25 protein-coding genes are annotated in these 21,411 nt (G+C 53.5%); 14 read left to right on the top strand and 11 right to left on the bottom strand.

From position 1 onward, the window contains the following. Positions 1–21: 21 nt before the first annotated feature. Both ACOTZC_RS02505 and ACOTZC_RS02500 read left to right on the top strand, forming a co-directional pair. The gene (locus tag ACOTZC_RS02505) at positions 22–1,305 is read left to right on the top strand and encodes a YeaH/YhbH family protein (RefSeq protein ID WP_032651499.1); all 1,284 of its coding nucleotides are present in this window, start codon (positions 22–24) and stop codon (positions 1,303–1,305) included. Between the two features lie 99 nt (positions 1,306–1,404). Next, positions 1,405–1,905, top strand: coding sequence for a YbaK/prolyl-tRNA synthetase associated domain-containing protein (locus ACOTZC_RS02500; protein WP_023311253.1), 501 nt, complete (start codon positions 1,405–1,407; stop codon positions 1,903–1,905). A gap of 20 nt (positions 1,906–1,925) precedes the next feature. Here ACOTZC_RS02500 and yoaI read toward each other — a convergent pair whose 3' ends face one another. Then, the gene (yoaI, locus tag ACOTZC_RS02495) at positions 1,926–2,030 is read right to left on the bottom strand and encodes a small membrane protein YoaI (RefSeq protein WP_088544756.1); all 105 of its coding nucleotides are present in this window, start codon (positions 2,028–2,030) and stop codon (positions 1,926–1,928) included. Positions 2,031–2,175: 145 nt separating this feature from the next. On the opposite strand from yoaI, the gene ACOTZC_RS02490 reads away from it, so the two are divergent. Next, positions 2,176–2,622, top strand: a complete 447-nt coding sequence (locus tag ACOTZC_RS02490) for a DUF441 domain-containing protein (RefSeq protein WP_024908579.1) — start codon at positions 2,176–2,178, stop codon at positions 2,620–2,622. Here ACOTZC_RS02490 and ACOTZC_RS02485 read toward each other — a convergent pair. Next, positions 2,606–3,397, bottom strand: coding sequence for an AraC family transcriptional regulator (locus ACOTZC_RS02485; RefSeq protein ID WP_421635570.1), 792 nt, complete (start codon positions 3,395–3,397; stop codon positions 2,606–2,608). The two genes, ACOTZC_RS02490 and ACOTZC_RS02485, sit on opposite strands and share 17 nt — an antisense overlap. Before the next feature lie 99 nt (positions 3,398–3,496). Between ACOTZC_RS02485 and ACOTZC_RS02480 the strand changes: the two genes are divergently transcribed. After that, a complete protein-coding gene (locus ACOTZC_RS02480) occupies positions 3,497–4,684 on the top strand; it encodes a CynX/NimT family MFS transporter (protein WP_109844440.1) in 1,188 nt (395 codons plus the stop codon). Positions 4,685–4,715: 31 nt separating this feature from the next. On the opposite strand, the gene ACOTZC_RS02475 is transcribed toward ACOTZC_RS02480, so the two are convergent. Continuing rightward, entirely contained in the window at positions 4,716–5,423 is a 708-nt protein-coding gene (locus tag ACOTZC_RS02475) for a CTP synthase C-terminal region-related (seleno)protein (RefSeq protein WP_325794356.1), read from the bottom strand. A gap of 101 nt (positions 5,424–5,524) precedes the next feature. On the opposite strand from ACOTZC_RS02475, the gene ACOTZC_RS02470 reads away from it, so the two are divergent. After that, the gene (locus ACOTZC_RS02470; protein WP_325794355.1) at positions 5,525–5,869 is read left to right on the top strand and encodes a DUF488 domain-containing protein; all 345 of its coding nucleotides are present in this window, start codon (positions 5,525–5,527) and stop codon (positions 5,867–5,869) included. Here the strand turns inward: ACOTZC_RS02470 and ACOTZC_RS02465 are convergent, their stop codons facing one another. Then, a complete protein-coding gene (locus ACOTZC_RS02465; RefSeq protein WP_325794354.1) occupies positions 5,870–6,175 on the bottom strand; it encodes a hypothetical protein in 306 nt (101 codons plus the stop codon). 80 nt (positions 6,176–6,255) lie between these two features. Continuing rightward, complete coding sequence (locus ACOTZC_RS02460; RefSeq protein ID WP_325794353.1) at positions 6,256–6,510, bottom strand: DUF333 domain-containing protein; 255 nt, start codon at positions 6,508–6,510, stop codon at positions 6,256–6,258. Positions 6,511–6,819: 309 nt separating this feature from the next. Here ACOTZC_RS02460 and ACOTZC_RS02455 point away from each other — a divergent pair, with 309 nt between their 5' ends. Together ACOTZC_RS02455 and ACOTZC_RS02450 are read left to right on the top strand one after the other, a co-directional pair. Further along, entirely contained in the window at positions 6,820–7,848 is a 1,029-nt protein-coding gene (locus ACOTZC_RS02455) for a sensor domain-containing diguanylate cyclase (RefSeq protein WP_045401618.1), read from the top strand. Positions 7,849–7,893: 45 nt separating this feature from the next. After that, entirely contained in the window at positions 7,894–7,992 is a 99-nt protein-coding gene (locus ACOTZC_RS02450) for a YoaK family small membrane protein (protein WP_029739841.1), read from the top strand. A gap of 130 nt (positions 7,993–8,122) precedes the next feature. Here the strand turns inward: ACOTZC_RS02450 and ACOTZC_RS02445 are convergent, their stop codons facing one another. The 3 genes from ACOTZC_RS02445 to ACOTZC_RS02435 form a co-directional block, all read right to left on the bottom strand. Beyond that, on the bottom strand, positions 8,123–8,371 hold the full coding sequence (locus ACOTZC_RS02445; RefSeq protein ID WP_006174788.1) for a GlsB/YeaQ/YmgE family stress response membrane protein: 249 nt from the start codon (positions 8,369–8,371) through the stop codon (positions 8,123–8,125). Between the two features lie 284 nt (positions 8,372–8,655). Continuing rightward, positions 8,656–10,140, bottom strand: coding sequence for a sensor domain-containing diguanylate cyclase (locus ACOTZC_RS02440; RefSeq protein WP_372587057.1), 1,485 nt, complete (start codon positions 10,138–10,140; stop codon positions 8,656–8,658). Positions 10,141–10,253: 113 nt separating this feature from the next. After that, entirely contained in the window at positions 10,254–11,804 is a 1,551-nt protein-coding gene (locus ACOTZC_RS02435; RefSeq protein WP_421635569.1) for an EAL domain-containing protein, read from the bottom strand. Between the two features lie 205 nt (positions 11,805–12,009). Between ACOTZC_RS02435 and ACOTZC_RS02430 the strand changes: the two genes are divergently transcribed. After that, positions 12,010–13,509, top strand: coding sequence for an EAL domain-containing protein (locus ACOTZC_RS02430; protein ID WP_045401569.1), 1,500 nt, complete (start codon positions 12,010–12,012; stop codon positions 13,507–13,509). Between the two features lie 290 nt (positions 13,510–13,799). On the opposite strand, the gene ACOTZC_RS02425 is transcribed toward ACOTZC_RS02430, so the two are convergent. From ACOTZC_RS02425 to icd, 3 genes are all read right to left on the bottom strand, one after another. Next, complete coding sequence (locus ACOTZC_RS02425; RefSeq protein ID WP_045401572.1) at positions 13,800–14,045, bottom strand: YmjA family protein; 246 nt, start codon at positions 14,043–14,045, stop codon at positions 13,800–13,802. Between the two features lie 74 nt (positions 14,046–14,119). Beyond that, positions 14,120–14,467, bottom strand: a complete 348-nt coding sequence (locus tag ACOTZC_RS02420; protein ID WP_109844447.1) for a DUF1304 domain-containing protein — start codon at positions 14,465–14,467, stop codon at positions 14,120–14,122. Between the two features lie 77 nt (positions 14,468–14,544). Continuing rightward, entirely contained in the window at positions 14,545–15,795 is a 1,251-nt protein-coding gene (gene icd, locus ACOTZC_RS02415; protein ID WP_008500752.1) for an NADP-dependent isocitrate dehydrogenase, read from the bottom strand. A gap of 117 nt (positions 15,796–15,912) precedes the next feature. On the opposite strand from icd, the gene rluE reads away from it, so the two are divergent. The 6 genes from rluE (at position 15,913) to ACOTZC_RS02385 (ending at position 21,333) form a co-directional block, all read left to right on the top strand. Beyond that, positions 15,913–16,566, top strand: coding sequence for a 23S rRNA pseudouridine(2457) synthase RluE (gene rluE, locus ACOTZC_RS02410; protein ID WP_023311239.1), 654 nt, complete (start codon positions 15,913–15,915; stop codon positions 16,564–16,566). A gap of 9 nt (positions 16,567–16,575) precedes the next feature. Beyond that, entirely contained in the window at positions 16,576–17,049 is a 474-nt protein-coding gene (locus ACOTZC_RS02405) for an NUDIX hydrolase (protein ID WP_045358066.1), read from the top strand. Positions 17,050–17,089: 40 nt separating this feature from the next. Continuing rightward, the gene (mnmA, locus tag ACOTZC_RS02400) at positions 17,090–18,202 is read left to right on the top strand and encodes a tRNA 2-thiouridine(34) synthase MnmA (RefSeq protein ID WP_021241033.1); all 1,113 of its coding nucleotides are present in this window, start codon (positions 17,090–17,092) and stop codon (positions 18,200–18,202) included. A 27-nt stretch (positions 18,203–18,229) separates the two neighbouring features. Beyond that, on the top strand, positions 18,230–18,859 hold the full coding sequence (gene hflD, locus ACOTZC_RS02395) for a high frequency lysogenization protein HflD (protein ID WP_023311236.1): 630 nt from the start codon (positions 18,230–18,232) through the stop codon (positions 18,857–18,859). A gap of 19 nt (positions 18,860–18,878) precedes the next feature. Next, positions 18,879–20,249, top strand: coding sequence for an adenylosuccinate lyase (gene purB / locus ACOTZC_RS02390; RefSeq protein ID WP_044596802.1), 1,371 nt, complete (start codon positions 18,879–18,881; stop codon positions 20,247–20,249). 412 nt (positions 20,250–20,661) lie between these two features. Then, the gene (locus ACOTZC_RS02385) at positions 20,662–21,333 is read left to right on the top strand and encodes an SOS response-associated peptidase (RefSeq protein ID WP_126304608.1); all 672 of its coding nucleotides are present in this window, start codon (positions 20,662–20,664) and stop codon (positions 21,331–21,333) included. Positions 21,334–21,411 lie beyond the last annotated feature (78 nt).

Below are 21,411 nucleotides of genomic sequence, written 5' to 3'. Positions count from 1 at the left end.
CAAATGCAGTACGGGGGGTATATGACCTGGTTTATTGACCGGCGTCTTAACGGCAAAAACAAGAGCACGGTGAACCGCCAGCGCTTCTTGCGTCGTTATAAAGCGCAAATTAAACAGTCTATCTCCGAGGCCATCAACAAACGCTCGGTGACCGACGTCGACAGCGGCGAGTCTGTCTCCATCCCCACCGATGACATCAGCGAACCGATGTTTCATCAGGGGCGAGGCGGCCTGCGCCATCGCGTACACCCAGGTAATGACCACTTCGTTCAGAACGACAGAATTGAGCGTCCTCAGGGCGGCGGCGGTGGTTCAGGAAGCGGTCAGGGACAGGCCAGCCAGGACGGTGAAGGTCAGGACGAATTTGTCTTCCAGATTTCGAAAGACGAATATCTCGACCTGCTGTTTGAAGACCTGGCGCTGCCGAATCTAAAAAAGAATCAGCATCGTCAGCTTAATGAATATAAAACCCATCGCGCGGGCTATACCGCCAACGGCGTGCCCGCCAATATCAGCGTCGTGCGTTCGTTGCAGAATTCACTGGCGCGACGAACGGCCATGACGGCGGGCAAACGGCGCGAGCTGCGCGAGCTGGAGAGCAGCCTGAAGGTCGTGGAAAACACGGAACCGGCGCAACTGCTGGAAGAGGAGCGCCTGCGTAAAGAGATTGCGGAACTAAGAGCGAAGATCGAACGGGTACCGTTTATCGACACCTTCGACCTGCGCTACAAGAATTACGAAAAACGCCCCGAGCCCTCCAGCCAGGCGGTGATGTTCTGTCTAATGGACGTGTCCGGCTCGATGGACCAGGCCACGAAGGATATGGCGAAGCGTTTTTATATTCTGCTCTATCTGTTCCTGAGCAGAACCTATAAGAACGTGGAGGTGGTTTATATTCGTCACCATACTCAGGCGAAAGAAGTAGATGAACATGAGTTCTTCTACTCGCAGGAGACCGGCGGGACCATCGTATCAAGCGCTCTGAAGCTGATGGATGAAGTGGTCAAAGAGCGTTACGACCCGGCGCAGTGGAACATTTATGCCGCGCAGGCGTCCGATGGCGACAACTGGGCCGATGACTCACCGCTGTGTCACGAGATTCTGGCGAAGAAAATTCTGCCGGTGGTGCGTTACTACAGCTATATCGAAATTACCCGTCGCGCGCACCAGACCCTGTGGCGGGAGTATGAACATCTGCAAGCAATGTTCGATAATTTTGCCATGCAGCATATCCGTGACCAGGATGATATTTATCCGGTGTTCAGGGAGCTGTTCCACAAGCAATCTGCTACCAGCAACGCATAATCCAACAGCCAGCGAACGCGCTGGCTGTTTTCTTTCGACCCCGTTCATCCCGTGCTAATGTAGAACGCTGCATACTGGATTATCACCGGGAAAATCGTTATGACTGACGACGTTATTGGAACAGGCACCCACCAGCAGCTGATTACCTTACTCACCGAGCAGGGCGCGCGGTTTCGCGTCATGGAGCACGAGGCGGTCGGAAAATGTGAAGCGGTAAGTGAAATTCGCGGGACCGATCTGCGACAAGGCGCAAAGGCCCTCGTCTGCAAGGTGAAGGGAAACGGCGTAAAAAAACACGTTCTGGCTATCCTCGCCGCCGATCTGCAGGCCGACCTGAGCCAGCTTGCCCGCCATTTTGGCGGGCTGAAGGCCTCCCTCGCCAGCCCGGCTGAGGTCGATACCCTGACCGCCTGCGTTTTCGGCGCGATCCCACCCTTTAGCTTCCATCCTGATTTGGCGCTGGTTGCCGACCCGCTGCTGTTCGAGCGTTTTGACGAAATCGCCTTTAACGCCGGCCTGCTGGAGAAATCCGTGATTATGGATACCCAGGATTACCTGCGCATCGCCCGTCCTGAGCTGGTGACCTTCCACAAAGCGTAACCGTGATGGCTGACGACCTGTCAGCCTTTTCTTTCCAGAAACAGCACGGAGGCGATGAGAATAACGGCAATAGCGAAAAACGATGAGGAGATAATCAGCGTTTCCACAAACATGTGATCGTTCATGATGGCGACCCCTTTTGCGATATCTGCCTTCGTTTTAATCCGCGTAAATGACAAGGTTATGACAACGACAAAATCTTTTTAAAACTGTTCTCTGCCGCGTTTGCGCGTACAGTAAACAGCACAATTTTTCTGGCAAGGATTCCCTATGTTTGACCCTACTCTGCTCATTCTTCTGGCACTCGCCGCGCTCGGCTTTGTCAGCCATAACACCACCGTCGCCATCTCGATTCTGGTGCTGATTATTGTTCGCGTGACCCCGTTAAATACCTTCTTCCCATGGATAGAAAAACAAGGCCTCACCATCGGGATCATCATTTTAACCATCGGGGTAATGGCGCCCATCGCCAGCGGCACGCTTCCCGCCTCAACCCTGCTGCACTCGTTTGTAAACTGGAAATCGCTGGTGGCGATCGCGGTGGGGATTTTTGTTTCGTGGCTGGGCGGGCGCGGCGTTACGCTGATGAGCAGCCAGCCCTCGCTGGTGGCGGGTCTGCTGGTGGGCACCGTGCTGGGCGTGGCGCTCTTTCGCGGCGTTCCGGTGGGGCCGCTGATTGCGGCAGGCCTTGTCTCTCTGTTTATCGGGAAGTCGTAGTCAGGCTGGCCATATAACGCGCCGGCGTCTGGCCGAGTCCCTTCCTGAACATGGTGATAAACGCGGTGGTCGAGTCATAGCCGAGTGACTGTGCCACCTGCTGTACCGATTTCCCACCAATCAAATGCTGTAAGGCCACAATCAGCTGCAGCTGGTGGCGCCAGCGGCGAAAGCTTAAACCGGTCTCTTTCACCACCAGCCGCGCCAGGCTGCGTTCGCTCATGGCAAAGTGGCTCGCCCACTGCGTCAGCGTCTGCCAGGCGGCGGGCTCTTCCGCCATTTTCTCGCTCATCAGCCGAATTTTAGGATGGGGCGAGACGGGCAGCTGCAGATGCTCCTGACGCTGGAGCGGCAGCTCGTCAAACAGAACGTCCACCAGGCGCGACGTGGCCGCAAGAGAGAGCTGTTCACGCGATTTTTCCGCCAGGGATAAAATCAGTTCCCGCACCAGAGGGGGGATTTTCAGGGTGCAGCAGCGGTCGGGCAAGCTTGCCGCCCCCGGTTCAATGAACAAAAAGCAGAGCTGCGCCCCCGGGGTAGCCCTGTTGCTGTGCGGCATTTGGCCGGGGATCCAGACGGCGTACTGGGGCGGAACCATCAGCATGGCATTTTCCACTTCGCAGGTGATCGCGCCGCCGAGGGCCAGAATGAGCTGCCCCTTACGGTGATGATGTCGGGGAATATACTGTTCCTCCGCCACCACGCGGATGCGAAATGCGACGGCCGCATCGTGCTGGCTATCGGGATCATAGCCGTCCAGTCCCAGACCAATCATCAGTTTGTCCGATTTTAGCGATAAACTGTCATTTTAGCCTGATTTCAACCGCCTGGAAAATCGGTATTGTGTGCGCTCGCTTGAACGTATGAGAACATAATGACTACTGCTATTCGCACCTCAGGAAAACACGGCGCGCTGTTAATTGCAGGCATCCTGATGATTGCCACTACGCTTCGCGTCACCTTTACCGGCGCAGCCCCGCTGCTCGACACTATTCGTCTTGATTATGGCTTAAGCACGGCGCAAACCGGTCTGCTGACCACCCTGCCCCTGCTGGCTTTCGCCCTTGTCTCACCGCTTGCCGCAGGCGTTGCCCGACGTATCGGCATGGAGCGCAGCCTGTTTGTCGCCCTGCTGCTGATTTGCGCCGGAATTGCACTTCGCTCGCTGCCTTCCGCCGCGCTGCTTTTCATCGGAACGGCGGTCATCGGCTGCGGGATTGCGCTCGGTAACGTGCTGTTACCCGGATTAATTAAGCGTGACTTCCCGGGCCAGGTAGCCCGACTCACCGGAGCCTATTCCTTGACGATGGGCGTCTCGGCGGCCTTTGGCTCAGCGATGATTGTTCCCTTGGCGCAGGGTAGCGCGGGTTGGCATGGCGCGCTGCTGATGCTGATGGCGTTTCCGCTGGTCGCGCTGCTGCTATGGCTGCCGCAGTGGCGTCAGAAACACGTTGCGACGGTAACGGGCGCTGGCGCGCTGCATAACCGCGCCATCTGGCGCTCGGCCCTTGCCTGGCAGGTGACGCTCTTTTTGGGGATTAACTCGCTGATTTACTACGTCATCATCGGCTGGCTGCCGGCGATATTGCTCAGCCACGGCTACAGCGAAGCGCAGGCCGGCTCGGTGCACGGGCTGTTGCAGCTGGCCACGGCCGTGCCGGGGCTTGCCGTTCCTCTGGTACTCCACCGTCTGAAAGATCAGCGGGGGATCGCAGGTGCGGTGGCGCTGATGTGCGCGGTAAGCGCGGCGGGGCTATGGTTTATGCCTGACATGGCGGTGATGTGGACGCTTGTGTTTGGCTTTGGCTCCGGAGCAACGATGATCCTCGGCCTGACGTTCATCGGCCTGCGCGCCAGCTCTGCGCACCAGGCTGCGGCGCTGTCCGGCATGGCGCAGTCGATTGGCTATCTGCTCGCCGCCTGCGGCCCTCCGCTGATGGGGAAAATTCACGATAGCGCGGGAGACTGGCAAATCCCGCTTCTGGGCTGCGCCCTGGCCGCCGTGATAATGGCGCTCTGCGGCGTGCTTGCCGGGCGAGACCGGGAGATCGCGCCCCGTTAAACAGTGTGGCAGACCCTCGGGTCTGCCTTTTTTATCCGCGCGCCGCGCGCAGCATCGCCTGTACCAGCACGACCGGACGTCCTTCCAGCGCAGCACGCTCGTGCTGGAATAAGGTGATCACGAAGAACGGGTGCGTGACCAGTTCCGCGGCACGGATTTCACCCTGATCGTCCCAGCCCGTCACATGCATATCTCCGTTTTCGAGCGCCTGTGCAAACGCTGGAGACACGCCATAGTTACAGTGATATCCCTCTTCTATTTCCGGCTTGCCGTACGCTTTGGCAATCAATGTATTCCTGCGCAGTTCAATCGCATCGGTTTTTTCCACCAGCGAGCAGGTCAGCGGCGCAATCACCATGGTGCCTTCGGTATCCGTCTCAGCGTGTGCCGCATCAGCCCAGCCAAGCACGTTTCGGGCATACTCAATCAGCGCATGCTGGAACCCGCCGCAGGTGCCCAGGAACGGGATGCTGTTTTCACGGGCGTAGCGCGCGGCAATAAAAGCGGCCTCGGTGTTTTTGTAGGGGCTGGCAGGAACCAGCCAGATGGCATCGTAGCCCACCAGATCTTCAGAGCTTGTCAGCTCCGTGGTGGCAAGCCAGTCGTAATCGGCGGTGAGGTCAAGGACTGCGGCGGCGTCGTCAATGGCTAGCGGGATCGCCTGATGCGCAATAACACTGGGATTGTAATCGCCAACCAGCGCAATACGCAGCGTCGTTTTAACCGGGAGGTGTTCCATGAAAGGTTCCTTATGCCAGAGTATTATCAGATAACATAAGGAACCTCAGACTACCGATCTTCTGCAATTATCACAATACCTTAAATTGGGAGGGTGGAATTATGATTCAATGCAAACGCGTATACGAGCAGGCTGGCCCGGACGACGGCTATCGGGTGCTGGTGGACAAACTGTGGCCGCGCGGGGTTAAAAAAACGGACCTCGCGTATGATGAATGGTGTAAAGCACTCACGCCCTCGAATGAATTACGCAAGGCCTTTCATAGCGAAACCATTGATTTCGCCGCCTTCAGTAAGGCCTATAAGGAAGAGCTGGCGCAGCATGCTAACGAGGGAATGCGTCTGGCGACGCTGGCGAACAGGCAGACTGTCACCCTGCTCTTTGCAGCCAAAGACACGAAGCAAAATCACGCCCTGGTATTAGCCGACTGGCTGCGCCATCTCTGATCAGCCGATCGCCAGCTCGTCAAGCATTTGCGGCGCTTCATCGGGGGTGAGCGGCATCAGATGTTCGGCGCGGACAAAGGCAAAGCCGTGCTGATTGTCAAAGGCATAAACATCGCCAGTCACCAGCCAAAGCGCGCGATCGGCGGTAGCGGGTAATTGCGTCATCACGCCGTTGACCGGGTTAACGAAACGCAGGCCGGGCTGATACAGGCCAAACAGCTCAACAGATTTACCAATATTGCGACGGCCTGACGCCGTGCGGGCACCGATGATCATCGCCATGCTGCCCGGTTTTAGCTGAAACATACTTCTCTCGCGGAAACGAATGCCAGAAACTGGCTAAGATTAATCCTAAAGAAAAGTGTATCGCAGGCGGTATCCGTCTGTCACCTGGTGGATTGCGGACGATCGCGACGATAGAGCGTCCATTCATCGATCACTTCGCCGCCCGGTAATTTGCACTCGGTGCGAACGCCCTGCGGGCTTTGAACCGGGATTTGTTCCCCGCCTTTCTCCAGGCAGTAGACGGAGGCCGGGTTCGCCATACCAATAGCGTGCGGCGGTTTCGGCGCATCGGGTGGCGTGGGTTTTGCGGTGCAGGCGGCCAGGGGAAGCGCCAGCGCCAGAAGCAGAAATCTCATCTCATTGATCCTTTTGACGTCATTACACCCTAAGGGTAACGGGTCATCGCCGCGTTCTCCATGATTTCTCCATTTTAACTGCACTTTTCAGCATTATAGTGTGGCATGTTCTCGATATGACCAGAGAACATCATTCCGTAATCAAGATGTCTTTGCCCCGGTCTCAACAACGGGGCTTTTTTTCGCGCCTGCTCCCCGCTTCCTGCATATATTAAATTTTCTGTATTCATGTTTTACTATGCCTGAAGCCTAAAAACTCAGCATAACATGCAGATGCAGACGTCTTCTGCCTGGGAGTCATTCTACGTCATGTCGGATATTATCCTTGCCCGTGTTTCAGAAACCCTCGCCACTGAACAATCCCTTGAAGGTCTCGTTCGCCAGCTGCTGGAGATGCTGGAAATTGTCACCGACATGGAGTCGACCTACCTGACGAAGGTGGATATCGAGGCGCGGCTGCAGCACATCCTCTACGCCCGCAACAGCAAACAGATGACGATCCCGGAGGGGCTGAGCGTCCCATGGGATGAGACGCTGTGCAAACGCGCGCTGGATAGTGACACGATGTTCAGCAATGACGTGCCTGAACGTTGGCCCGAGTGTGAAGCCGCAAAAGCGCTCGGCATTACCACCTACATGAGTATTCCTGTCCATCTTGCCGATGGTTCACTTTACGGAACGCTCTGCGCCACCAGCACGGCCAGAAAGCCGCTGAGCGAGCGCGCTGAACAGGTGCTGAAGCTCTTCGCCGGGCTGATTGCCCAGTCCATTCAGAAAGAGTCGCTGGTGACCCAGCTTCGCGAAGCCAATGCGGCCCTCATCGCGCACTCCTATACGGATGCCCTTACCGGTTTACCTAACCGTCGCGCCATTTTTGAAGATCTGACCACGCTGTTTTCCCTGGCGCGGCACCTTAAGCGTAACACCGTCATCGCGTTCATCGATCTGGATGATTTCAAGCTGATTAACGATCGTTACGGCCACGAGGCTGGCGACCAGTTCCTGATAGAAGTGGGCAAGCGTTTGACCGAAGAGAAACAGCAGGACGATATTATCGGTCGTCTGGGCGGGGATGAATTTCTGGTGGCGTCGTTGAGCACATCCCACAGTGAAGGAGATAACGCGCAGGTCACGCTGCTTAAAACGCGCCTCAGCGCCTGTATTGCCGGTGAATACTGGCTGGGTAGCGTCAACCTCATTTACCCCGGAGCCAGCGTCGGCGTTATCGAAGTAGACCCTGGGGTAACCGATCCGGACAGCGCATTACGCGACGCGGATGTCGCGATGTATCAGGATAAGAAAGGAAAAAGCAAAACACGCTTTCTCACTATGGATTAACCCCGTACACTCTACGGCGTTACAAAAACCGAAACAGGTGATGATATGAGAATAGGGATCCTCTTCCCGGTCGTTATTTTTATAACGGCGGTGATTTTTTTAGCATGGTTTTTTGTCGGTGGTTACGCGGCGCCTGGGGCATAAATGAGAAAAACGACCCTCATTATGCTGATCGTAGCCATCGCGGCGTTTGCCGGCGCGCAGCTTGGCTGGTGGTAAACCCGCCACGTAAAAAAGGCCGCCATCTGGCAGCCTTTTTTAACGCTTTTAAGCCTTAGCTTTTGATTTTTCTGTAGATAAACAGAACAACCAGCGCACCGATGACCGCGACGGCAAAGCTGCCGAAGTTAAAGCCATCGACTTTGCCAAAACCGAACAGCGTACTGATCCAGCCGCCGACTACCGCGCCGATAATACCCAGTATTACGGTGACGATAAAACCACCGCCATCTTTGCCCGGCATAATCCACTTCGCCAGAATACCCGCAATAAGCCCAAAGATAATCCAGGATAAAATTCCCATAACTTTCCTCTCTGTATGGTTTTTGTCATTAAATCAACGACACAAAAAAGAATAGCACAGGATTTCAGAAAGGAAATTTGTGACAGGCATCACAATGAGAGAGTGCGCAATTATTCACCAACAAAAAGAGCCTGCCGCATAAACTGTGGGGTTGCATCTTTTGTTGAGAAAGATTATCTTTCTCAACACTGAATGGTTGAGCGTAACACTCAGGTATTCAGTACGACATTGCTCACATTGCTTCCAGTATTTTTTGCCCACTCCTGAGTGGGCTTTTTTTCTGTTCATACCCCAACAAACGCGTACCGGTTACGTCCTGCGCGTTTTGCCTGGTAGAGCGCCTGGTCAGCGGCAATAATGATATTCTGCTGGCTGCCCGCGATGTCGACCGCACGCGCGGTGGAAATCCCGACGCTTACCGTCACCCGTCGAAAGGGGCTAAAAGCATGCGCGATTTGCAGGGAAAACACGTTGCGAATGATCGTCTGCGCCAGTCGAAGCGCCTCCTGGATATCCGTATCAGGTAATATCATCGCAAACTCCTCTCCGCCGTAGCGCGCCACAATCTGATTATCACGGGTAAGGCTCTCCCTGAGACTGTTTCCCAGCAGCGCCAGACAACGGTCCCCTTCCGGATGGCCGTAGTTATCGTTGTATTTTTTGAAGTAGTCCACGTCCACAATCAGTATCGAAATCGCTGCGTCATGCGCGGCACACGTCGCGATTTCCGAGAGGATTTTTTCATCAAAAATGCGACGGTTGTAAAGCCCGGTTAGCGCATCCTCAGAGGCGATAATCTTCAGCGCCTTATTATCTCTGGTTTTTCTGGATAAGTCGGAATACAGGAAGTATGACGCGACAATAAGTATCGCAGTGAAAACGAAAATGAGCAGCGCCAGCTGAATAGCCTGCTTACGCCACGGAGCGAGGGCTTCATCAATGCTGACGGCCACGGTGGTGACCAGTCCGTAGCGTCTGTTTTTCTCATAAGCATAGATGCGCTCGATTTTATCAAACCGCGAGATGGAGCTGGCTATCCCCGTATTTTGTACCTTGAGATATTTCCTGAAGAGCGGTGAATCAGAAACAATCGTGCCAATATAGGTATTTTTAAAGGGATACCGGACCAGCAGCACGCCGGATTGTGTCGTTAAGCCAATGACGCCCAGGTGACCAATATTAATCTGCCCGTAAAGCGCGAGAAAATTCTCGATACCCAGCGTCACCACCACAACACCGTTAAATGTCCCGGTGTGGGTTTCAAGGCGACGACTAATGGTAATGACCCATTTGCCATTGGTTCTGCTTACCACGGGCTCACCAATAAAAATCTGCTGATTTTTATTTTCCTTGTGATAGATAAAAAATGACCTGTCCGATCCTTTGCGTGGGCCTGTAAAAGTTTCATGCAACGCGGTAAAGATATCGCCCTGAGCGTCGTAAACAACCACATTATTAATCTGGGTAAGAAGATTATCCTGATTATTTATCATCCGCTGAATATTGGTCGCCTGTTGCGGCGTCATGCCATAAATTTCGATTATGTCGGAAACGGTAGTAATTAACATTTCGCTTTGGCGCATGATCCCCTCGGTGTAGACATCAAGGGTATGGCTCAGGTTAGCAACGCTGGTATTAATTTGCTGAATTGACTGCTGTCTGGACGTGGCAATTTGGACGGCAAGCGACAGCGAGATGATCAATGAGACAATGATGACGGTAATGGTTGTTGTGTAAAAAGTATTTTTCACATGCACGAGCTTTTCCACCTTATCACGCCTGACATCCCTGGCTGACAACTCTTGTCACTGTAACAAAGCTCGGGATAAGAGGAAAATGAATTGCACTTAAGCATGCAACTGAAGCTCGTCTTTATTTCGTGTTACAAACTAACGGTCTCCCTGGGTTTAGATAAAATGACTTTAATAAAATCGATATAGGAGACGGGCTTACCAAAATAATATCCCTGTAACAGGGTTATCTCATTACGGTTGAGATACTCCAGTTGCTCTTTTGTTTCTACGCCTTCAGCAACAATGCGTAAAGAGAGTTTTTTCGCCAGGTCAATGACGCAGTCCAGCAGGATCGTTGAGTCCTTTTCCTCTGAAACCCGGTTCACAAAGCTTTTATCAATTTTAATATAATCAATGGCCAGCGCATTAAGGCATGACAGCCCGGAATAACCCGTACCAAAATCATCCAGGGCAATAACAAAGCCGGCGTTATGCAGCATGTTGAGGTTTTGCACGAGGTGGGGATTATCGATCAGCGGTTCACGCTCGGTCACCTCGAGAACCAGCTTGACCTCTTTACCCTGAAACCCCTTCCCGAAGACGCGGCAGTCACCGATAAATGAAGGCGCATTAATATGTCTGGCGCTGATGTTTACCCCGATATGAAACCCGTCCGGTAGCTTAGGCAAAAGCGGCTTAAGCTGGGCCACCACTTTTGCCATTAACCCTTTGGTCAGCGGTATAATCAACCCGCTACGTTCGGCAATCGGAATAAAAACATCCGGCGGGATAAAGCCTGACTTTGGATGCTTCCATCTTGCCAGGACCTCAACGCCATATAACCCGCCGGTATCGCCGTTCACGATCGGCTGGTAATAAGGCACGATCTCCCCCTGCAAAATGGCCTTACGTAAGTCGTCTTCAAATGAGGTACTTTTCCCCTTGTATCGGCGGATCAAAATACCCAACGCCACCGATAGCGCAAGAATAAGCAGTATCAGGCTCAATCCCTGTTGCAAAAGCCGCGTCAGGCTGAAAAAGGCAGGAGGTTGCCAGACGAGGCTGAAGGGAAATTGCGTTGATGCCGTAAGCGCCCCCGCCCAGGAGGCCACTTTCCAGCCCCTCACTGCACCGTTGCGAACAAGCATGCTTTCGCCGACAACCAGCCCCAGATCCATGCTGTTCGATGCGCTTGCAATGACGTCCTGTAAATGCGCATCACTGATGCTGACGATGACGCGCCCTCCCACGATGGGCATCTGAAAGACAAGCACCGGAATGCCGTTCACCAGTCGACTGCCCGGTAACAGCACCAATTTTTCGGCAGGTAACGTCTCAGGATGAATAATCAACACGCCATTCCCGGGAAGGGAAGTACAGATGATCTTACCCTGCTGCTCGATCATGATGGCGCGCAGATGCGGTTTTAGCGCTGCCTCTGTCCCCAGCGCCAGCTGTCCGCTACTGGTACACCCTTGGGCCGCAACGCGCTTCGCCGTGCTGGCCGCACTGACTGCTTCAGCCAGAATGTTTTCTATTTTTTGGGTGCTGGCCGTGGCGGTATGACTATTACTCAGCTTCTCCATCTGCCATAGCTGCCAGTTAATAATCAAAATGCCGCTCAGAAAAAGAAACAGAGCGCTAAGAATAGGGATCATCACGTTGCGCACGATGTTTTCCTTAATAGAAAAATCAAGCATGGGTGTTCTGGTTGAAGAGCCTGTGCTAACCCGGTATTGCTTATAACAATGAAAATAGCGTAGCTGAGAATTGTCTTAAAAAACTGATACTTTCGTATGACTTCACCTGCCGTCATTTACTCACATGACGTGACTATCAGGCTTGTTCCTTGCCCTGGCTGTGTTAAGATTTGTGAAATCAGGGAGCGGACTGGATAACTGGAAAATGAAAAAGCTCATTGCCGTTGCTATTGCTTCAACGCTTCTGGTTTTCCTGTCTCTTTATGCGGTCAATGTTGTAATCATCGGTCAGCAGAAGAGCAAACAGCGTGAAATATCCCGTACCCTTTTACATTATTCAGAAGACGTGTCCCAAAGCGTGGCGCTTGGTCTCAAAAGCATCACGACGCAGGGATGTGATAAAACCAGCCTCGATCGCTACAGACAAATTAAGCTTAATAATCTTTATTTTGCCGATATCGGCTATATTGAGAAGGGAAAAATTGTCTGTACCGCTTTTTGGGGAAAACTCGCGACGCCCGTTGCACTTCCTGCAGAACTGCATAAAACGCCGAGGGGCTTTCTCCTGGCCCAGTTTTCGAGAAAAGACTTTTTCACGGGCAATGCGGCAATTTATAATAATATTATTATCTTCACCTCCCGCTATGCTTACGATAAATTCACCCCGGTTACCGCAAGCTATTCGCTCAGTGCTACCACCAAAGACTTCGGCAGAGTCTTTTTTTCGGCCGCCACGGAGCTAAATCAGCAGAGCTGGCTGCATTCGACGTTGTTTACCCTGACTCTGACACAGTGCAGCACCTTCTGGGACCTGTGCGTCATCGTGAAGCATCACGACGCCGGGCTGGCCTCGTTGCCTCCGTTTATCTTTGCGCTTCTCGCAGTCATTCTCTGTTTTATCTGGATTGCGATAACGTTATTTATCTTCCGTATCTATGAAGACCGTTTTTCTCTGGAACGTACGCTGATAAAAGCCGTCATCACGAATACCATCAGCGTTAACTATCAGCCCATTATTCGCATTCACGATCAAAAAATCGTGGGCGTCGAAGTTCTGTCGAGATGGCGCGATCAAAAGCACGGGGACGTCTCTCCGGAGCTGTTTATCCCATTAATTAAGAAGATCGGTCTGTATAAAAAATATTACAGTAATATTATCGAAAAATCCCTTTCCGAAATTGCCCCTCTGGCGATAAAACACCAGCTGATAGTCTCAATAAACGTTGGGCACAAGGAAATTGAAGATGGACAGTTCATTACCATTTTGCGCCGTGCGTGTTTTGCCAATCACCTTCCCCTTTCCCTGATGAAGGTCGAACTCTCCGAAAAAGCCGTTTCCACGGCAGATATCCTCGAGGGATTCTGTCAGGAGCTGAAATCGCTCGGCGTAAAAATATCAATAGATGATTTTGGCGTGCAGAACTCGAACCTCGCCCGCCTTTCGCTGCTTGAATATGATGAAATCAAAATCGATAAGTCGCTGGTGGACGGCATCAGCGAGCATTATAAGCAAAACATTTTTGTAATCTTCAGCGATGCCCTTGCAAGATTGAATAAAACGCTTGTTTTCGAGGGCGTGGAAAATGAAATTCAATATCGCTTTATTGCAAGCAGATATCCCGATGCGCTGATTCAGGGATGGTATTTTTCAAAAGCACTCACCCGAAGCGAGCTGGCGAAGCGACTCACCGGGGTCGCACCGTAATCCGAAGCCTTGCGCGTCCGTTTTTTTCCAGTCGGGCATTTCTATTTTTTACGCAAAAACATATAGTCGTCACATTCAGACGGTAGATTACCCTGAAGCACACTCATATTTTGGTTAAAAACGTGAAATTATCCTTACTATTACCAGTGGTACTCTTTTGTCTGACCGTTATTTTCGCGCTGTTTATAGACGCCCCCGCGTCGCATATTCTGCGGAAAAAATGCATGTGGTCCGATAGCGTGATGCTAAGCTGTATCGCAAAGCATCAACATAACGGCTTTTGAAGCAGGCTATTCATTTCCCCACTGATTGAGGAAGTTCGCAATATCATCGATGCGACCCGCACGGATCCCGGCCTCAGCGGCCATCTCCTGCTGGGCTTCCTCGCTAATCTCCTCATTATTCGATAAACGGGTGAGCAGCAGCTGGAAATAATGTGCCAGCGCGTCGCGCTCTGAGTCAGCGACGGGCTCTGCGGCTTCCGTCGCGTACTCATCGGCAATGTCATAATATTTCAGTGGGATATCGTTGTTCATAACTGTCTCGTCGCTAATCTTTACGGGTAAAGCCATCAGTATATCGGACGCCTAATCTCAACCAAAGCATTGCTTCAGATGAGTAACGCAAGCAGCGCTGCGAGAGCGGGCGCGGCCTGGACATACAAAATTTTTCGGCTGGCGGTGGCTGCGCCAAAGAGCCCGGCGATCAATACGCAGGTCAGGAAGAAGATGGCCACCTGAATACCCTTTTCGCCGAGCCAGAGGCTCCAGAGCAGACCGGCAGCCAGAAAACCGTTATACAACCCTTGGTTTGCGGCCAGCACGCGGGTCTCGCGCGCAAAATCAGGACGCAGATTAAAGGCCTTGTGCCCTGTTTTCGTATCCCACAGGAACATTTCCAGCACAAGAATGTAGAGATGAATGAAAGCAACGACAGCGATAAGGACGGTGGCTAACATCGTGTTGTCTCCCGCAGGCAGAGGCAAAAAAAACGGGAACCCTCAGGCCCCCGCTCTTGTTTAATCCAGAATCTGGATTACATGTTCGCGATAATCGCGTCGCCAAACTCTGAACATTTCAGCAGCTTAGCGCCCTCCATCAGACGTTCGAAATCGTAAGTTACGGTTTTCGCGTTGATCGCGCCTTCCATACCTTTAACGATCAGGTCTGCGGCTTCAAACCATTCCATATGGCGCAGCATCATCTCTGCGGACAGGATGATAGAGCCTGGGTTCACTTTGTCCTGACCCGCGTATTTTGGTGCAGTACCGTGGGTCGCTTCGAACAGAGCGCACTCGTCACCGATGTTCGCGCCAGGGGCGATACCGATACCGCCAACCTGTGCTGCCAGGGCGTCAGAGATGTAGTCACCGTTCAGGTTCATACAGGCAATCACGTCGTATTCTGCAGGACGCAGCAGGATCTGCTGCAGGAACGCATCGGCGATCACATCTTTAATGATGATCTCTTTGCCGGTGTTCGGGTTCTTAATTTTCTGCCATGGGCCACCGTCGATCAGCTCACCGCCGAACTCTTCTTTCGCCAACTGGTAACCCCAGTCTTTGAACGCGCCTTCGGTGAACTTCATGATGTTGCCTTTGTGAACCAGGGTCACAGAGTCACGGTCGTTGGTGATCGCGTATTCGATAGCCGCACGCACCAGACGTTTAGTACCCTCTTCAGAGCATGGCTTGATGCCGATACCGCAATGCTCAGGGAAGCGAATTTTCTTCACGCCCATCTCTTCGCGCAGGAATTTAATCACTTTTTCTGCGTCAGCAGAGTCCGCTTTCCATTCGATACCCGCGTAGATGTCTTCTGAGTTTTCGCGGAAGATAACCATATCGGTCAGTTCAGGGTGCTTAACCGGGCTTGGGGTGCCCTGATAGTAACGAACCGGGCGCAGACACACGTACAGGTCCAGCTCCTGACGCAGTGCCACGTTCAGGGAACGGATACCGCCGCCAACTGGCGTCGTCAGTGGGCCTTTAATAGCAACGCGGTAGTCGCGGATCAGATCCAGCGTTTCTGCTGGCAGCCAGACGTCCTGGCCATAAACTTGAGTAGATTTCTCACCGGTGTAAATTTCCATCCAGGAAATTTTACGCTCGCCTTTGTAGGCTTTCTCAACAGCGGCATCAACCACTTTCAGCATCGCCGGGGTAACGTCTACACCGATACCGTCACCTTCGATGAACGGGATAATCGGATTGTGAGGAACGTTAATCTTGCCGTTTTGCAGGGTGATCTTTTTACCTTCCGCCGGAACAACTACTTTGCTTTCCATTAACCTCTCCTTCGAGCGCTTCTGGTTGTTACTGATCTTATGTTAATAAATTGTAATGAGCCCTTCGATAGTACCTGATTGTCCTGCGCCATGAAAGGTCTTCGTTATTAGGCTATAATGCGGCAATTGATAACGCCTGAAAATACCATGAAGAAAACTTCTTTTACAAAACACCGGGTTGAGCGATTCAGCTCGCGACAAGCCGCCAGAAGACCGCAGGAAACCCAGCCGAAGCGGGTTATTTTATTCAATAAACCCTACGATGTTTTGCCACAGTTTACCGATGAAGCCGGACGCAGCACGCTGAAGGATTATATCCCTGTTCAGGGCGTCTACGCGGCCGGGCGCCTGGACCGCGACAGCGAAGGCCTTCTGGTCTTAACCAACGACGGCGCGTTGCAGGCGAAGCTCACGCAGCCGGGCAAACGCACCGGCAAAATTTACTTCGTCCAGGTGGAAGGCGAGCCGGATGACGCGACGCTGGCAGCGCTACGCAGCGGCGTGACGTTGAACGACGGCCCAACCCTGCCGGCGGGTATTGAACGCGTGAATGAACCGGAGTGGCTGTGGCCGCGCAACCCGCCGATTCGCGAACGCAAATCCATTCCAACAAGCTGGCTCAAAATCACCCTTTATGAAGGCCGCAACCGCCAGGTTCGGCGCATGACCGCACACGTCGGCTTCCCTACCCTGCGTCTGATTCGCTACGCCATGGGCAGCTACACCCTGGAAACGCTGGCAAACGGCGAATGGCGCGACGTTACCCCTTAAGGAGTCACTATGTTTAAACCTCATGTCACGGTTGCCTGCGTGGTCCACGCCCGGGGTAAATTCCTTGTTGTCGAAGAGAGCATTAACGGCAAAGCGCTGTGGAACCAGCCTGCCGGACACCTTGAAGCCAATGAGACCCTGCTGCAGGCAGCGAAACGCGAGCTGTGGGAAGAGACCGGTATTCACGCTGAGCCTCAGCACCTCATCCGCATGCATCAGTGGATCGCACCTGACCACACGCCCTTCCTGCGCTTTTTATTCGCCGTTGAGCTTAGCGAAACGTGCGCCACAGAGCCGCAGGATGACGATATCGACCGCTGTCTGTGGGTCACTGCCGACGAGATCCTGAACGCGCCAAACCTGCGCTCGCCGCTGGTTGCGGAAAGCATTCGCTGCTGGCAGTCAGGCGCACGCCTGCCGCTGGATGTTATCGGCGCATTTAACTGGCCGTTTACAGAGGGTGCCAATGGTGGGGGGGCGTGATAGAATACGCCGCCTTGAAGTTCAATGTCGTGAGTATTCCATGTCAGATAACAGCCAGAAAAAAGTGATCGTCGGCATGTCCGGCGGTGTCGATTCCTCCGTTTCCGCCTACCTGTTACAGCAACAGGGCTATAAGGTGGAGGGCCTGTTCATGAAGAACTGGGAGGAAGATGATGGCGAGGAATACTGCACCGCCGCAGCGGATCTCGCCGACGCGCAGGCCGTATGCGATAAGCTCGGCATTGAGCTGCACACCGTTAACTTTGCCGCAGAATACTGGGATAACGTTTTTGAACTCTTCCTCGAAGAGTACAAAGCGGGCCGCACGCCGAACCCGGATATTCTGTGCAACAAAGAGATCAAATTTAAGGCCTTCCTGGAATTCGCCGCAGAAGATTTGGGCGCAGACTATATTGCGACCGGCCACTACGTGCGCCGTGCAGACGTGAATGGCAAAAGCCAGCTGCTGCGCGGTCTGGACGGCAACAAAGATCAAAGCTACTTCCTCTATACGCTGAGCCACGAGCAAATCGCCCAGAGCCTGTTCCCGGTCGGCGAGCTGGAAAAGCCGCAGGTGCGTAAAATCGCCGAAGAGCTGGACCTGATCACCGCAAAGAAAAAAGACTCTACCGGCATCTGCTTCATCGGCGAGCGCAAATTCCGCGATTTCCTCGGACGTTACCTGCCCGCACAGCCGGGTAAAATTGTCACCGTCGACGGGGAAGAGATTGGCCAGCACCAGGGGCTGATGTACCACACCTTAGGCCAGCGTAAAGGCCTGGGTATCGGCGGGACGAAAGAAGGTAGCGAAGATCCGTGGTACGTAGTCGACAAAGATGTCGAAAACAATATTCTGGTTGTTGCTCAGGGTCACGACCATCCGCGTCTGATGTCCGTTGGCCTGATCGCGCAACAGCTGCACTGGGTCGATCGTGAGCCGCTGAAAGGCACGCTGCGCTGCACGGTGAAAACACGCTACCGTCAGACCGATATTCCTTGCACCGTTACCGCGCTCGATGACGATCGCATTGACGTGCGCTTCGACGAGCCGGTTGCCGCCGTCACCCCAGGTCAGTCTGCTGTCTTCTACAGCGGTGAGATCTGCCTGGGCGGCGGGATCATTGAACAGCGCCTGCCGCTGCCTGCTGTTTAATACGATTGCACACATAAAGGAGACCGTGTGGCGAAGAACTATTATGACATCACCCTGGCGCTGGCGGGAATTTGCCAGTCAGCCCGTCTGGTGCAACAGCTCGCGCATCAGGGTCATTGCGACGCTGACGCCCTGCACGTTTCGCTGAACAGCGTTATCGATCTCAACCCCGGCTCGACCCTGGGCGTGTTCGGCGGCAGTGAAACCAATCTTCGTCTCGGTCTTGAAACTCTGCTGGGCGTGCTTAACGCCAGCAGCCGTCAGGGATTAAACGCGGAGCTGACCCGCTACACGTTAAGCCTGATGGTGCTGGAACGTAAGCTGAACGCCGCAAAAGGCGCAATGAATACGCTGGGCGATCGCATTGCCGGGCTGCAGCGTCAGCTCGACCATTTTGACCTGCAGTCGGAAACGCTGCTGAGCGCTATGGCCGGCATTTATGTTGACGTCATCAGCCCGCTGGGCCCGCGTATTCAGGTCACCGGATCCCCTGCCGTGCTGCAAAGTCCGCAGGTACAGGCAAAAGTGCGCGCGTCCCTGCTGGCAGGTATCCGCGCCGCCGTGCTGTGGCACCAGGTGGGCGGTGGCCGCCTGCAGTTAATGTTTTCTCGTAATCGCCTGACCACTCAGGCAAAACAAATTCTTGCTCATTGTTAACCTCCCGGAGTTGCGAATTATGGAATTATCCTCACTGACCGCCGTATCCCCTGTCGATGGACGCTACGGCGATAAAGTCAGCGCGCTGCGCGGGATCTTCAGCGAATATGGTTTGCTGAAGTTCCGTGTTCAGGTTGAAGTACGCTGGCTGCAAAAGCTGGCCGCCCAGGCAGCAATCAAGGAAGTTCCTGCTTTTGACGAAAAGGCAAACGATTACCTTGATAAAATCGTTGCTGAGTTTAGCGAACAAGACGCCGCGCGCATTAAAACCATCGAACGCACCACCAACCACGACGTGAAAGCGGTTGAGTACTTCCTGAAAGAGAAAGTGGAAAGCGTCCCTGCGCTGCACGCCGTGTCTGAGTTCATTCACTTCGCCTGTACCTCTGAAGACATCAACAACCTCTCTCACGCGCTGATGCTCTCCACCGCGCGTAAAGAGGTGGTGCTGCCTTACTGGCGTAAAATCATCGACGCGGTAAAAGCGCTGTCTGTGGAATACCGCGACATTCCGCTGCTCTCCCGTACCCACGGCCAGCCAGCCACCCCATCCACGATGGGTAAAGAGATGGCGAACGTCGCGTACCGCATGGAGCGCCAGTATCGTCAGCTGGAGCAGATTGAGATCCTCGGCAAAATCAACGGCGCGGTCGGTAACTATAACGCCCACATCGCCGCTTATCCGGAAGTGGACTGGCACCAGTTCAGCGAAGAGTTCGTGACCTCTCTGGGCATTCAGTGGAACCCGTACACCACGCAGATTGAGCCGCACGACTATATCGCCGAACTGTTTGACTGCATCGCCCGCTTCAACACCATCCTGATCGACTTCGATCGTGACGTGTGGGGCTACATCGCCCTGAACCACTTCAAGCAGAAAACCATCGCCGGTGAAATCGGCTCTTCCACCATGCCGCACAAGGTAAACCCAATCGACTTCGAAAACTCCGAAGGCAACCTGGGACTGGCGAACGCCGTGCTGCAGCATATGGCGAGCAAACTGCCGGTATCCCGCTGGCAGCGCGACCTGACCGACTCCACCGTACTGCGTAACCTGGGCGTGGGCATTGGCTACGCGCTAATCGCGTATCAGTCCACCCTGAAAGGCGTGAGCAAACTGGAAGTGAACCGTGACCGTCTGCTGGACGAGCTGGACCACAACTGGGAAGTGCTGGCGGAGCCAATCCAGACCGTGATGCGCCGTTACGGTATCGAAAAACCGTACGAGAAGCTGAAAGAGCTGACCCGCGGAAAACGCGTTGACGCCGAAGGCATGAAGCAGTTTATCGACGGTCTGGCGCTGCCGGAAGAAGAGAAAACGCGCCTGAAGGCGATGACCCCGGCGAACTACATTGGCCGCGCCATCACTATGGTCGACGAGCTGAAGTAACGCCCCTCTCCCCCTTTTCGCCCGAAAAGGGGGATGCTTTTCCCCGGTTTACTCAATGTTTATCCCCACAACAACATAATCAGCGTTAGACTGTTTGGTAGAAATTACATTCACTATGAAATCAGTAAGTTAATTATAAATCAGTGACTTACAAATGACTCTGTGTGGACTTTATCGGACAATATAGGTCGTTTTAAAGCCCCAAATCATGCCCCCGACTCTATTTTGCCCCCAAATTTGCCCCCAAAATTTACACTTTTGCGTCGCTCCTTCCAGTTTCACAATGTATCGCTTTACGCCTCTCTTACTCATCAGCATAATCGCCTCGAATCCGTTTGTAAGACTTAACCAGCGCGCGCTACTTTTTCTCCCTACCTTATACTTTCAGTCTGACATCCGACTGGAGGTTTCTATGTGTGGACGTTTTGCACAAGCCCAAACCCGTGAAGAATATCTGGCGTACCTGGCCGATGAAACCGCTCGCGACATTGCATACGACCCAGAGCCAATTGGACGTTACAATGTAGCTCCCGGAACCAAAGTCCTTCTGCTGAGCGAACGCGATGAGCAACTGCATCTCGATCCAGTTTTCTGGGGTTACGCGCCTGGGTGGTGGGATAAACCGCCACTGATTAACGCTCGAGTCGAAACGGCGGCCACAAGCCGAATGTTCAAACCACTCTGGCAGCATGGCAGGGCGATCTGTTTTGCGGATGGATGGTTCGAGTGGAAGAAAGAAGGAGACAAGAAACAGCCCTACTTCATCCATCGGGCCGATGGCCAGCCCATATTCATGGCCGCGATCGGCAGTACTCCGTTCGAACGAGGCGATGAAGCCGAAGGTTTTCTGATAGTGACGTCTGCAGCTGACAAAGGTCTGGTCGACATTCACGACCGCCGGCCACTGGTTCTGTCCCCGGAAGCGGCACGTGAATGGATGCGGCAGGATATAGGCGGGAAGGAAGCTGGAGAGATAGCAGCCGACGGTGCCGTGCTGGTCGACAAGTTTATCTGGCACGCCGTGACGCGCGCCTTGGGTAATGTGAAGAATCAGGGGCCGGAGCTAATCGAGCCAGCACGATAAAAGGTAAAAGATACCTGGCACGTCCGAAATGAGCGAGAAGCGGAAGTTCGCAGGTTATTACAACCGGATGTGTTCAGA

Origin of the sequence: Enterobacter cloacae complex sp. SHL009 (assembly GCF_049237205.1) — a bacterium.
In the GTDB taxonomy this organism is placed as follows: domain Bacteria; phylum Pseudomonadota; class Gammaproteobacteria; order Enterobacterales; family Enterobacteriaceae; genus Enterobacter; species Enterobacter cloacae_M.
This window is presented reverse-complemented; position numbering and strand designations above follow the sequence as displayed.